Genomic DNA, 12,879 nt, shown 5'->3' with positions numbered 1-12,879 from the left:
CAAAAGGGTGACGTCAATGTATGAAGAAATGTTAAAACAGACTGCTCACCGCAATTCGTCTTTGCCAGACAGCCCTTGGCTAGCGAGTCAATTATGGAAGGATCTTTTATTTATCAATTATCCTGTGGATCTTGAAGCTATTCGGACACTCATTCCGAATGGCTTACAGTTGGATACGTATGATGGGCAAGCATGGATAACCGTTTTGCCATTTAGCATTACTGATTTTACATTGAGGGATCATTCTTTGAAAGGATTAAATAATTTCCTGGAACTAAATGTTCGGACATATGTCATCCGTAACGGTAAACCAGGTGTCTATTTCTTCAGCTTGGAAGCTGACCATCCTATAACAGTATTAGGTGCGCGTTTTTTGTCGCTACCTTATTATTTGGCAAAAATGTCTATAGAAAGAAGGCCGAAAGATCGTATGTATAATTTTCAAAGTGAAAGAATCATGAACCGTCAACGCTCATTTGTTGCGCAATGTAGCCCATCCAAAAAGACTCATTCCGTACGAGAAGGTGGCCTGACGGAATGGCTAGTGAACCGATACCATTTGTATTCTACTTTCGGAGACCGGATTATAGAAGGACCTATTCATCATCGACCTTGGAAAGTGGCTGATGCCAATGTAACAATTCAACGAAACGGCATGCTACCCCAATTGCCTGGTGGATCAATTCTCGAGGAACCGTATTGTTTTTATACTTATCAAAAAAGGGCATTATTATGGCCGCTTCGTTTTTCCCATTAAAAAAGGAAGAGGTTCTATCAAACAACCTCTTCCTTATTTTTGAACTATTTGTCTTCCATAATCCAACCCCAAGCAGCATCGACTTCATCTTTTTGAAAATGTTTCGTTGCGACACCAGGGAATATTGTGCCGATATTTGAAACAGCTTTTACCCAGCTTTTATCACTGATCATCGCAAAGCGTTTCAGTTGGTCCCAACGCTTTGTGTCAAACTTCAAACCTTCAAGAGCTCCTTTAAGAGATGTACTTTCCACTTCATCCATATATGCGACGATATTAAATGGCTCGTCATCGCCGAAATTTTCTTCAACGTACTTGTTAAGTCTTTCGGCGTCTTCTTCGCTTACTTTACCTTCTATTCCTAAAGCGATTGTCTGTTCATCTCTACTTTTTAAGAAAGAAAACATGTGTGATGCCTCCTTATTGCCGTTTAATTTTTTGTGTATGGCAATTTTTATTCCATTCCCTTGAGGAAGTTGATCGAAACAAAAAAAGAAACCAATTGTAATAAACAATTGGCGTGGAACAAGAATAAGTTATTTAATGATTTCTATTTTTACTTCACGGACACCATATCGCACTGCTTCATCATGAGAAGGGATAAATAAGTCAATCCGATTGCCTTTAATCGCTGAGCCCGTATCACCCGCAATAGCAGTTCCGTATCCTTCGACCCATACTTTTGATCCGAGAGGGATCACGTTTGGATCAACGGCAATTACTTTTTGATTCGGATTTGCGCGTAAGTCAATCCCAGTTCTTGTGACACCACTACATCCATCACAATAGGCTGTATAAGCAGTTGCAGTAACATAGAGTGTTTGATTGCTTGATTGTTGTTGGCTTGCTTGGACAATTTTACCTTTTGATTTCTTCTGATTCGATTGTGCCGTCTGTTTATTTGTTGTTTCTTGTACTGGCTCTTTCTTTATAGAGGTCGGTTGTTTTTTTACAGCTTCTTTCATTGCTGCTTGGTTCATTCGAATATCTGCCTTTTCACCCAAGTTTAGTTGCGCAGTTGTCAATTGGCCGACCGTTTGTTGATTATCAGTCGTTTCAGTTTGTGCGCTAGATTTCTGATCTGCAACATCGCTTTGACCAGATACAACAGCAACCGTTAACATCGTCAAACAGATTAAGATGAGACCAATCAATCCGATGTTTCTTTTAATAGATTGATGCATGAAAATCCCTCCGAATATTTTAATGGTTGGCTTCTTAGGCCAAGGATTCTACCTTGCACGCAAATGCCATCCACTGATTCTTTAATCACAAGTAGGATTCTATCAGACAATGACTACAGCCTAGTTTCAGAATAACCACAGAATGAAAACAATCTCTTAACAAAGCATGTAATGAAACATAATAGTCTGAAATCTGATAAGATAGATATGAATATTTTGTAGATAGATAGGATTGCATGTGCGTAATCCTATCATTTCCAACTCAATCAATGTTTATAAGTCAAAGCGTTAACTATTTCAATAAAAATCGTTTTCATATGAGAGATAGTGTGATAGAAAACGAATTAGAATTAATCGGAAGTTAGGATAGAGAGGAGTTTGTTCTTTGAATATATTGCTAATCAATGGAACGGTAACTGGCGAGAAACCAAAAGTTCTATTAAGAGAGATTGAACAATACTTAAACGAAGGAAGTTATTCGTATGAAGTAAATCAACTATCATTGGACCAATTAACTCTTGAGCTTGCAGATGGGCGCTCAAAGGAAAGTTATAATGAAGATACACAAGAAGCCATCGCTAAAATGGAAGCTGCAGATGGCTATATTATTGCGACGTCTATTTTCCAAGGGTCAATCCCTGGATCTTTTAAAAATTTGTTGGATTTAATTTCACCGAAGACGATGCGATACAAGCCTGTTTCAGTTATAGCAAATGGAGGAACTTTTCAGCATCACTTGGTAATTGAAAATCAATTGAAGCCCATTTTAAGTTATTTTCGTTCATTGATAACGCCGAATTACGTTTATGCACATAGCGAGCACTTTTCTTCAACAAATGAATTAATCAATGAAGATGTAATCAGTCGTCTCAAAGAAATGCTTCGTATTTTTAATCTTTATATGAAAATGAGTGTGGAAGCTAGAGAAGGCAATAACTTTGGAAATGAATTTTATTAAATTTTGATCAAACAATCGTCAATTTAATCAATAAAAAAGCCAGTCGGCTGGACTGGCTTTTTTATGTTTAAGGAACTGATTTTTTGTTAAGTACGAAATAATTCATTCACTTCTTGGACAACTTCATTGGCATTTTTACCGTCACAGTTAATAACAGTTGCCTGTGTAGTTGTATCACTCATTCCCATGACATTTTGATCTTGTCCAGAAATGCAGTAGCAATCACAATTCTGTGACTGATCGGATTCGAGACTCACAACTTCGTGTCCGTCCTTCTGTAATGCTTGCTTTACGTTAGTCAATGTATCTTCTACAGCAACTCTCGCCATTTTCATCACCTCCATTAATCTCGCTCATTATTATGAGAGGGGAACGCGAGGATTATGCATGTATGGAACAAATGTAACAATCATTGTTCGAAAATCACTTTTAAGCCGTGAAGGGTAAACGAAAATGCTTTCTTTCGTGTTCGATAAGTGCTCTCAACAACGGAAGGAGAAGGAAAATGCTTTCTTCCGTCCTCGACAGGCGTTTTCAACGACGGAACAAAAGAATCCAAGTATCTTTCCGTATTTGAGAATCATACTTGGATACAAACATGGAGCGTTTAAGAGCCGAACATCTTTAACAATAGCCAATCATGGCACCAGATAAATGTTTTTGCCCAATCAAAAAAGCGTCACATTAAGAATTAGAGTTCTTAATCGTGACGCTTTACCTCAGATAACATCAATGAACTACTCACCGCGAAATTCTGGCTTTCGTTTCTCCATAAATGCTTTAATCCCTTCTTGGTGATCTTTTGTTTGCCGCATGGCAACTTGACCTTCAGCTTCACCTGCAAAATAAGACTCAAGTTTTTTAAGATTTTCTTTATGATAAATCGTTTTTGTTTGAATCATGGCACGTAATGGTGCATGTTGAAGTTTTCCTACATATTTCTGTGTTGCTTCTTCTACGTTTTCCGTTGCAAAGTCGACAAGGCCTAATTTTGCTGCTTCTTCAGCTTGCATCATTTTACCTTCCCAAATCATCTGTTTAGCTAAATGCGTGCCAAGTCGCTGTTCCATGAAAAAGTGACCGCCGCCATCAGGAATTAATCCTATGCCAATAAAATTCATAGCAATTTTGGCTTCTTTTTGAGCAATAACATAGTCAGCGGCCAATGCCAAGCTTAACCCAAGGCCTGCTGTTGCACCATTCAGCTTGGAAATAGTGATTTTCGGCATGCTATAAAAGGATTTGACTGCCTTTTCAATTGTGTCCATAATCTTTTTGAATTCATTCGGATCATCATTCTCAAGCATCATATTAATGTCGCCGCCCGCTGAAAAAGCACGACCTTCTCCAGATAAGACAACGATTTGTGCTTCGCTCTGACTGACTTCTTCCATCTTTTCAGCCATCTCTTCAAGCATTTCTTGGTTCATCGAGTTCATCTTGTCAGGTCGATTCAACGTGATTTTTGCTACTTTTCCTTCATACTGTACAGTTACCCTGTTACTCATTACACCTCATCCTTTACTTGGTTAAATTGATCAATCAAAAATTTATAAAAATTAGCTGCTTGCTTATAATCGCCAGTATCATAGGATTGATTTCCTAGCATTAAAGAGAGTTCTTTCACTGTCTTTTTCTCGCCTGAGTTTTTAAAATAAGGCAATAACACATTTTTAGCTTTTTTCAAAAAATCAGGGTCTGTTGTTTTTTCGTAGATTTGGTGTCTTAAAACATAAAATTGGTACTGATATTTTAAGTATTTCACTTCTCTAAGAGCTTTCTCGCCAATTTCAAGAAACTCAATCGCTTGTTCGTTTTTGTTGTTTAAATAATGGATTTTCGCTTGCATATAATACGATTGAATCTTGTCATACAAGTTATAATCATATTCATTTAACTCTTCCATATAAGAAATGGAGCGGTCATATTCTTCCATATAAAAATAAAGGATTGCTAAGTTATGTTTCACACGTCGCTGGATGTCGGGTGAATCTCCCATAGGCTTCGAATTCAAAACTTGTAAAAAGTATTTTTCAGAAACCTCATAAGCCTCTAATAACATATAATTAACACCAAATAAAATATAACAATCCGTTACATTGGTATATAAGAAGTCCGCCTCAAATTGATCCTTAGCAATCTGGCAATAATAATTTGATTGGGCAGGTTTACGGATTCTAGTTAGGGATAGAGCTAATAAATAATAGATTTCTGTATCGTTGATCGATAACTGTACTGACATGGTTTTAGCTGTTTCAAAGTGACTGAGTGCTTTGTTTGGTTGTGCTTTGTAATTGAAATAAAGTCCAATAACTTTGTGGAAAAGATATAAATTTTCGTCTTTAAACCGATCCTCTAAACGAATGACTTCTCGGTACATTTGTTCAACTTTGTCATTTTCCCTTGTTTGAATGATGAAATAAAAATGGACCAATTGAAAGATGCTCAATGCTTTCGGTGCATGAAATGGTGTGAGAATGCGGTTTAATTCTTCAATCGATTCTCTCGCAGCCTCGTAATCTTTTTCTTTTATCCGTTTATAGAGTTTGAAAACTTTTCGGACAATTTGTTTGTTATTACTATGAGTGATGTCATCGTAGCTGATATCCAATCGGTCAAATAACAATCTAGCGACATCTTCTTTTGGTTTAATCATTTCATTTTCAATCTTGCTAAGATAAGAAACTGAACAAATTCCATCCGCCATCTGCTTTTGGGTGTAACCTTTTTTTGTACGATAGTATTGTATGATGGCACCAATATCCATATTTCTTCACCTTGCTTTTTCCCAATTAACTATATATTACCATACTTTTTTGAATATTGATAAAAGGTTAGAGAATATCTTGACGAAAATAATCGCTCGACTTATGATGATTATACAATCGTATAATCGAAACGAGTAGGTGTGAGTATTACAGCTCACATAATAGGGAAGATCGGTGTAAATCCGACGCGGTCCCGCCACTGTAATGAGAAGCAAACCATCGAGCCACTGTTTTCAAAAATGGGAAGGGATGGAATGCAATGACTCTAAGCCAGGAGACCTGCCTATTTGTTTGGCTTCAATCCTTCGGGTCAAAGGATAGCCTGCGCATCGTTACTGTTATGTATGCTCTGGCTCCTAATGACAAAGGATTCAGAGCTTTTTTGTGCGAAAGTATACCATTACATATGAGAAAGGAAGTATAACATGAAGATGGGAAGTTGGAAAAAGCTTTTAATCTTGCTAGTCATGGCATTTGTGATTGCATTAGCGGCATGCCAAGGTGGAGACGACACGTCAAGTGAAGAAGATTCAGGAGTAGAAGAAAATGAAACAAGTGAGGAAACAGCGGAAGAAGATGGAGATTCCGAATCTGTAACTTTAACCGATAAATCAGGCGAAGAAGTGACCATTGAAGAAGAGCCAGAGCGAGTAGTAACAGTCATTCCAAGTGCAACGGAAATTGTTTACGCAGTTGGTGGTGGCGATAAAGTCGTTGGAGTCGATGAATGGTCCAACTACCCAGAAGAGGTAACCGATATTGAAAAAGTCGGTGATATGAACTTAAATATTGAGAAAATTGTCGAACTAGAACCAGATTTAGTTGTGGCAGACTTAAATAACGGAGAGGACATTCAAGCATTACGGGATAAAGGTTTGAAAGTTGTCGTGCTTGGTGCACAGACGTTAGAAGAAACTTATGAAGACTTACGTTTAGCTGGTCAAGCTGTTGGAACAGAAGAGAAAGCAACTGAGATTGTTGAAAATATGCAAAATAAAATAGAAGAAATTGAAGAGAAGACGGCGGAGCTATCTGAAGATGAAAAGAAATCCGTCTGGTTTGAAATTGATCAAGAATTATTCACAGCTGCAGAAGGTACATTCATGAATGAGCTGCTACAAATTGCAGGTGGTAAAAATATTATGGCTGGGGAAGAAGGCTGGCCACAAGTAAGTGAAGAAGTGGTTATTGAATCGAATCCGGATGTCATTATCACGACGTACGGCTACTATATGGAAGATGTCGAAGAGCAAGTATTGGCGCGTGATAGCTGGAAAGACGTAACAGCGATTCAAAATGAAGCAGTTCATAATATCGATAATGATCTTCTATCACGTCCTGGTCCACGATTGGTCGAAGGGCTTGAACAATTAGTAAACATTCTTTATCCCGATTTAATGGAGTAACCAATGAAACGTCCAACATTGACCCATTCGTTTGGGAAGGTTGCTTTTTGGTCAATTCTATTATCGATCCTTTTACTGATCGTAATGAGCCTATCCATTACGTTGGGCGCAGCAAGTATTGATTTTATCGTTGTTTGGAAAGTCGTTCTATCGAAAATACCATTCCTTCAAAACTGGATAACAGTTGATTGGAAGGAATCGACAGAAACAATTATTTGGGATATCCGGCTTCCAAGAGTCATTTTAGGGGCGCTGGTGGGAGCGGCATTATCACTGGCTGGAGCAATCTATCAAGGTGTATTGCGCAATCCCCTTGCCGACCCGTTTATTTTAGGTGTCTCGTCCGGTGCTTCATTTGGAGCTGCATTGGTGATGGTTTTCGGTTGGCAAATCGCTTGGTTAGGGAAGTTCACCTTACCATTCGTTGCATTTTTAGCCGGACTTGCATCTCTAATGATTGTCTATTACTTAGCAACTGTGGAACGGAAAATGCGGGTAGAGACGTTGATTTTATCTGGTGTTGTTATTCAAGCTTTTTTAGGCGCTTGTTTATCTTTAATCATGGCGTTATCGAATGAGCAGTTGCAGACAATTGTTTTTTGGATGATGGGAAGTTTATCGTTAACGGACTGGAGCTATAATCAAATCGTCTTCCCAGTCATTTCAATTGCTGTCATCATTGCTTATTTTTTCTCGAGAGATTTAAATATGTTTGGCTTGGGAGAAGAAGTGGCGCATCATAGCGGTGTTTCTGTACAGCGGTCACGAATTATTATGTTAGTTTTAGCTTCATTAATTACTGGGGCTGCCGTATCTGTATCAGGAGCGATTGGGTTTGTCGGTTTAGTCATTCCGCATATTATCCGTTTGATTTTCGGGGCAGACTACCGCATGATCATTCCATTGAGTGTGATTGGTGGAGCCATTTTTCTCGTCGGAGCTGACGCCTTTGCTCGGACGATCATGGCACCGAGAGAGCTACCATTGGGCATCATTACAGCGTTCTTAGGTGCACCATTTTTCGCTTACTTATTGCGAAGAGCGCGTCGTGGTTTTTTCTAGAGATCTAGCTGGAAAAATGTCTGTTTGAGCGGTTAGCGTGAATCTATGAACGGTTAGAATGCTTCTTTGGACGTTCAGCGTTGTGCTTTGCACGTTCAGAGGCCTCGATTGAACGATTAGAACGCCTTTTTGAACGGTTAGCATCATCATTTGAACGTTCAGACGCTTCCTTTGAACATTTAGCACCTGACGGCTGATTTTTAAATTAAGCAACAGTCTTTAACGGATCTTAACTTAACAAAAAAGGATGATGAACATCATGTTATCCATCCATCAAGTGACTAAGAAAATAGAAGGAAAAAGTTTGCTGGATAACGTGTCTTTTAATGTGCCAAAAGGCAGTTCGATTGGACTAATCGGTCCAAATGGTGCAGGCAAGTCGACCTTGATGAAACTGATTTCTGCTTATGAAAAGCCAACGAGTGGGAGCATTACTTTTCATAATAAAGATGTTCAACAATGGAATGTGAAAAAATTAGCGCAACGAATTGCTGTTTTGACACAAGAAGGGTTAGCAGCCTACCCTATTAAAGTGTTTGATGCTGTCTTGCTCGGAAGATATCCGCATTTGGGTTTTTTCCAAAGAGAGAGCAAAAAAGATTATCAATTAGTCGAGGATGTATTGGCGTTCACTTCACTGACCGATTTAAAAGATCAATTTCTCGATACGCTGAGTGGAGGAGAAAGACAGCGCGTTGCAATTGCCAAGGCGATGGTGCAGCAACCGGAATTACTGTTATTGGATGAACCAACGACATTCTTGGATATTGGTCATCAATTGAACATACTAAAGTTAGTTAAAGAATGGCAGCAAAAAGATAATTTAACGGTAATCATGGTCATGCATGACTTAAACTTAGCTTCTCAATTTTGTGAAGAGCTGATTTTAATGAGTGAAGGTAAAGTCGTTCGCTCAGGGAGTAATGAAGAAATCATTGACTCCGATTTATTGGAAAATGTTTATCATACAACCCCTGAAATTATTCGTCATCCAAAATCAAATGTACCCCAAATTCTCTTAGGACATTTTTAAAAAACATGGGCATATGCTAGTCTTATCTAGTATAATATTGAAAGTGTATGAAGAAGAGAAATGGGGATTTACATATGATTGAATGGAAAAATCTATATCGTGGTGCGCTTATGGGAGCGAGTGATATCGTTCCAGGTGTGAGCGGAGGCACGATTGCTGTTGTTTTAGGGATTTATCAACGCCTGATTGAAGGCATTAATGGCATATTCACGCGTGAATGGAAAAAACATTTGGCATTCTTAGCACCTTTAGGCGTTGGTGTGTTAGTTGCTGTCTATTTTTTCAGTGGAATTATTAACTGGTTATTTAATAACTATCCGCATCAGTTGCAATTTGCTTTTCTAGGATTGATTGCGGGTGTAATTCCATTTTTATGGCGTCAGGCAGATGGGAATCGTCAGTTTCAAGGCTCACATTATTTGACCCTATTACTAGCAGCGATTTTTGTAGGTTCGATGGCCGTTTTCCGTGGCGATGACTCAATTACCCCGATGACAGAGTTTGAAGGCATGGATTATCTCATGTTATTTCTATCCGGATGGTTAGCGAGTTCAGCAATGATTCTCCCTGGAATTAGTGGCTCGTTCTTATTGTTGCTCATTGGTATGTACACCACCTTTACTCATTCGATCGAAAATCTCGTGATTGAAGCGTTAATCCCATTAGGTTTAGGGATTGTGCTTGGCTTATTGATCATGAGTAGAATCATTCGTGCGTTGTTTAATCGATTCTATTTCCATATGTATGCGTTGATCATAGGCTTGGTCATTGGTGCATTGGTCGTGATTTACCCCGGATTTGAATCGGATACGATGCGAAACATCGTCAGTGTGATTTGCTTAATTGGTGGGTTGATTGCAGCCTATGGTTTAGGGAAATTGGAATTGACAGAGGAGTAAAAAATAATCCTACATTTAAATTTAAAACAGTTCATCCCAAGTTAGCGTGGACTGTTTTTCTTAAGGATTTTTTTAATAAAACTCTTGACGTATGGACAGTTAACCCTTTAAATGGATAAAGAAATGAGGGGTGAGGTAGATATGATTCGACAAGCGAAGGCAGAAGATTTAGAACGGATTAAAGCTGTAGCTGAGCGTTCAAAGAGAAAAATGAATGATGAGGGAAACCCACAATGGAATGGCACATATCCCGAGTCATTTTATGAAGATGACATACATAACAGGCAGTTATACGTATATGAAATAGATGGAACGATTGCAGGTGCCGTCTGCATCAGTACAGAAGGACATGAAGAATATGCTGAGATTCCTTGGACATATAAGGAACCATATTTATGCATGAAGCGGCTGGCGGTTGATCCGGACTATCAAGGGAAAAGCATCGCTCAGTCCTTTTTTCATTTTACAGAGGAATTGGGTAAAGAGAAGGGCATCCATTATATATGCGCCGATACAAATGCAATCAATGAAGCGGCTTTAAGGTTATTTAACCGAGCAAACTATCAATTTGTCATCGAAAAATACCAAGAAGGAGAGCCATATCCTTTTAGATATTATGAAAAGAAAATCAATTTATAAATAATCCTAGTCGGATCATAGGTCCAACTAGGATTATTTTTTATTCAGTCATTCGCAAATATTCTTCTACATCTCTTTCACATAATTCAATGCCTTTTTCCCAGAAAGATTCTTTCGTAATGTCTGCGTCTAAATGTTTTTTAGCCAAATCTTCTGTCGTCATCCGTGCTGTATCTTGAAGCAATGCAATGTACTGGTCTTCGTAATCCGTTCCTTCTTCCAATGCTTTCGCATAAATCGCAAGCGAGAAGAGATAACCGAACGTGTAAGGGAAGTTATAAAACGGCACGCCGGTAATATGGAAATGAAGCTTATTGGACCAATAACTTGGACTCGTCGTTGCAATCGTATCGACATAAGCTTCACGTTGAGCTTCATCTGTTAAAGCGTTCAGACGATCGGCCGTAACGAAGCCATTTTTTCGCTCTTCATAAAAACGAGTTTCAAATAGAAAGCGGGAATGGATATTCATGAAGAAAGCGACACTCCGTTGAATTTTATCTTCCAATAAAGCAATTTTATTCTCTTCTGATTGAGCTTCTTTCACAGAAGCATCCGCGACAATCATTTCCGCAAACGTTGATGCAGTTTCCGCGACGTTCATGGCGTAACGACGATTTAACGGATGGACATCACGGAGGACGTAACTATGATAAGCGTGTCCAAGTTCGTGTGCGAGTGTCGCCACATTCGACATCGAACCACTATAAGTCATAAAGATACGCGATTGGTTACTAAGTGGCAGACCTGTACAAAATCCACCTGGTCGTTTACCTGAACGGTCCTCAGCTTCGATCCACCGGTCTTCAAAAGCCATCTTCGCAAAGTCGGCCATTTTCGGGCTGAAGGTTTGAAAATGCTTTAAAATAAAGTCAGCACCTTCATCATAAGAAAGCTTTTGGTTATTGTCTTGTGTTGAAGCATTCAAATCATACCAATCGAGCTGCTCTTTGCCCATTAATTGAGCTTTACGTTCAAGAAATTTAACGAACGTAGCTTTATGTTTCGTAATGGCACCCCACATCGCGTCGAGTGTTTCCTGCTGCATCCGGTTATAATCAAGTGGCTCTTTCAATACGTTTTCCCAACCACGTTTTTGATAGACATTCAACCGGAAACCAGCTAAATGGTTGAGCGTACGTGCGAATAGTGCTTCTTTACTTTTCCATGCTTCTTCTAATTTTTCATAGACCTCTTTTCGCACAGACGAATCCTCATGAGATAACAGGTTGTTTGCCTGTCCGACAGAAAGCTCTTTTTCTTCCCCGTCAACCGTCACGCGAATAGTCATTTGTCCAACAATTGTATTGTACATCTGGCCCCAAGCGTGGTACCCGTCAACAGATAGAGCAGAGATGAGCGACTCTTCCTCTTCGGAAAGTTGGTCCTTCGCTTTTGCTCGCCACTCTTCCAAAACAAACCGAAAATCAGACAACTGCTCGTCCTGAATGAGTTGATCCCAAACGGTTTGCTCAGTGTTCGCTAGTTTTTGTTCCAACGAATTAAAAGCTGAACGGAAGGTAGCGACAATTTGAGTGACTTCACTACGAAGCGTGTTCGCTTTCGTATCATTCATATCTTGTGCTTCCAAACAACTGATAAATCCACTCGCCTGGCCAATTTGCAATTGAATCGATGAACCTTCCTCAAGCAATTGAGCGACTGAGCCAGCAGCACTCTGAGTTGCAGGTGTTTCAAACGTTCGTAACTTACCGGCGAATTGATCGACCTTTATTTTCGTTTCATCCAAATGAGTTCTTAATTGAGGCGAATCACTTCCCCCTTCAAAAAAGACATCCAAATCCCAAACCTGTGAATAGGACATAAACTTCCCTCCGAAACTTCTAAATTTTCTAAACACATTTCTATTGTAGCAAAAAAAGTATTCCGAATAAATAATATTTCGGGAATAGAAATAGTATTTTGTTATTTGGGAAGCGATTATAGTTCAATTCGTGAGAATAGGATTGAAATAGATAAAGTACATCTTTGGTTAGAATAAATGTCATCGAGAAGCGCTCTCGTAACGCAAAAGTGTAGTGGATGCATAGGAAATGTCATCGAGAAGCGCTCTCGTTACGCAAAAGTGTTGTAACTGCATAGGAAATGTCATCGAGAAGCACTCTCGTTACACAAAAGTGTAGTGGTTGCATAGGAAATGTCGTCGAGAAGC

The 12,879-nt window shown here is 39.0% G+C and carries 13 protein-coding genes and 1 riboswitch; of the genes, 7 read left to right on the top strand and 6 right to left on the bottom strand.

The genetic code is table 11. The annotated features are described in order from the left end of the window. Window positions 1–16: 16 nt before the first annotated feature. The gene (locus tag FPQ13_RS10135; protein WP_144089215.1) at window positions 17–757 is read left to right on the top strand and encodes a YqjF family protein; all 741 of its coding nucleotides are present in this window, start codon (window positions 17–19) and stop codon (window positions 755–757) included. 44 nt (window positions 758–801) lie between these two features. Here the strand turns inward: FPQ13_RS10135 and FPQ13_RS10130 are convergent, their stop codons facing one another. Together FPQ13_RS10130 and FPQ13_RS13910 are read right to left on the bottom strand one after the other, a co-directional pair. Then, a complete protein-coding gene (locus FPQ13_RS10130) occupies window positions 802–1,164 on the bottom strand; it encodes a SpoIIAA family protein (protein ID WP_144089214.1) in 363 nt (120 codons plus the stop codon). A gap of 129 nt (window positions 1,165–1,293) precedes the next feature. Continuing rightward, on the bottom strand, window positions 1,294–1,941 hold the full coding sequence (locus FPQ13_RS13910; RefSeq protein ID WP_144089213.1) for a 3D domain-containing protein: 648 nt from the start codon (window positions 1,939–1,941) through the stop codon (window positions 1,294–1,296). Window positions 1,942–2,326: 385 nt separating this feature from the next. On the opposite strand from FPQ13_RS13910, the gene FPQ13_RS10120 reads away from it, so the two are divergent. After that, window positions 2,327–2,899 carry an NADPH-dependent FMN reductase gene (locus tag FPQ13_RS10120; RefSeq protein WP_144089212.1) on the top strand — a complete coding sequence of 191 codons (573 nt, stop codon included), beginning with the start codon at window positions 2,327–2,329 and terminating at the stop codon, window positions 2,897–2,899. An 86-nt stretch (window positions 2,900–2,985) separates the two neighbouring features. Here the strand turns inward: FPQ13_RS10120 and FPQ13_RS10115 are convergent, their stop codons facing one another. The 3 genes from FPQ13_RS10115 to FPQ13_RS10105 all read right to left on the bottom strand — a co-directional run bounded on the left by FPQ13_RS10115 (window position 2,986) and on the right by FPQ13_RS10105 (window position 5,666). Beyond that, the gene (locus FPQ13_RS10115; RefSeq protein WP_144089211.1) at window positions 2,986–3,228 is read right to left on the bottom strand and encodes a YkuS family protein; all 243 of its coding nucleotides are present in this window, start codon (window positions 3,226–3,228) and stop codon (window positions 2,986–2,988) included. A gap of 408 nt (window positions 3,229–3,636) precedes the next feature. Further along, the gene (locus FPQ13_RS10110; RefSeq protein WP_144089210.1) at window positions 3,637–4,407 is read right to left on the bottom strand and encodes an enoyl-CoA hydratase; all 771 of its coding nucleotides are present in this window, start codon (window positions 4,405–4,407) and stop codon (window positions 3,637–3,639) included. Then, complete coding sequence (locus tag FPQ13_RS10105; protein ID WP_144089209.1) at window positions 4,407–5,666, bottom strand: helix-turn-helix domain-containing protein; 1,260 nt, start codon at window positions 5,664–5,666, stop codon at window positions 4,407–4,409. Before FPQ13_RS10105 ends, FPQ13_RS10110 begins: the two co-directional genes overlap by 1 nt. A 120-nt stretch (window positions 5,667–5,786) precedes the next feature. Beyond that, window positions 5,787–5,968: riboswitch (cobalamin riboswitch) on the top strand. A gap of 124 nt (window positions 5,969–6,092) precedes the next feature. On the opposite strand from FPQ13_RS10105, the gene FPQ13_RS10100 reads away from it, so the two are divergent. The 5 genes from FPQ13_RS10100 (at window position 6,093) to FPQ13_RS10080 (ending at window position 10,706) form a co-directional block, all read left to right on the top strand. Next, on the top strand, window positions 6,093–7,073 hold the full coding sequence (locus tag FPQ13_RS10100) for an ABC transporter substrate-binding protein (protein ID WP_144089208.1): 981 nt from the start codon (window positions 6,093–6,095) through the stop codon (window positions 7,071–7,073). Window positions 7,074–7,076: 3 nt separating this feature from the next. After that, entirely contained in the window at window positions 7,077–8,135 is a 1,059-nt protein-coding gene (locus FPQ13_RS10095; protein ID WP_144089207.1) for a FecCD family ABC transporter permease, read from the top strand. A 259-nt stretch (window positions 8,136–8,394) separates the two neighbouring features. Beyond that, window positions 8,395–9,168, top strand: coding sequence for an ABC transporter ATP-binding protein (locus FPQ13_RS10090; protein WP_186279648.1), 774 nt, complete (start codon window positions 8,395–8,397; stop codon window positions 9,166–9,168). Between the two features lie 74 nt (window positions 9,169–9,242). Beyond that, window positions 9,243–10,067, top strand: coding sequence for a DUF368 domain-containing protein (locus tag FPQ13_RS10085; protein ID WP_144089205.1), 825 nt, complete (start codon window positions 9,243–9,245; stop codon window positions 10,065–10,067). Between the two features lie 141 nt (window positions 10,068–10,208). Beyond that, window positions 10,209–10,706, top strand: coding sequence for a GNAT family N-acetyltransferase (locus tag FPQ13_RS10080; RefSeq protein WP_186279647.1), 498 nt, complete (start codon window positions 10,209–10,211; stop codon window positions 10,704–10,706). A 40-nt stretch (window positions 10,707–10,746) separates the two neighbouring features. On the opposite strand, the gene FPQ13_RS10075 is transcribed toward FPQ13_RS10080, so the two are convergent. Continuing rightward, window positions 10,747–12,531, bottom strand: coding sequence for a M3 family oligoendopeptidase (locus tag FPQ13_RS10075; RefSeq protein ID WP_144089203.1), 1,785 nt, complete (start codon window positions 12,529–12,531; stop codon window positions 10,747–10,749). Window positions 12,532–12,879: the final 348 nt, after the last annotated feature.

The sequence above is a fragment of the Allobacillus salarius genome, from assembly GCF_007559425.1.
Lineage (GTDB): Bacteria > Bacillota > Bacilli > Bacillales > Alkalibacillaceae > Allobacillus > Allobacillus salarius.
The sequence above is the reverse complement of the archived record's forward strand: the minus strand, read 5'-3'. Positions and strand labels throughout refer to the sequence as shown.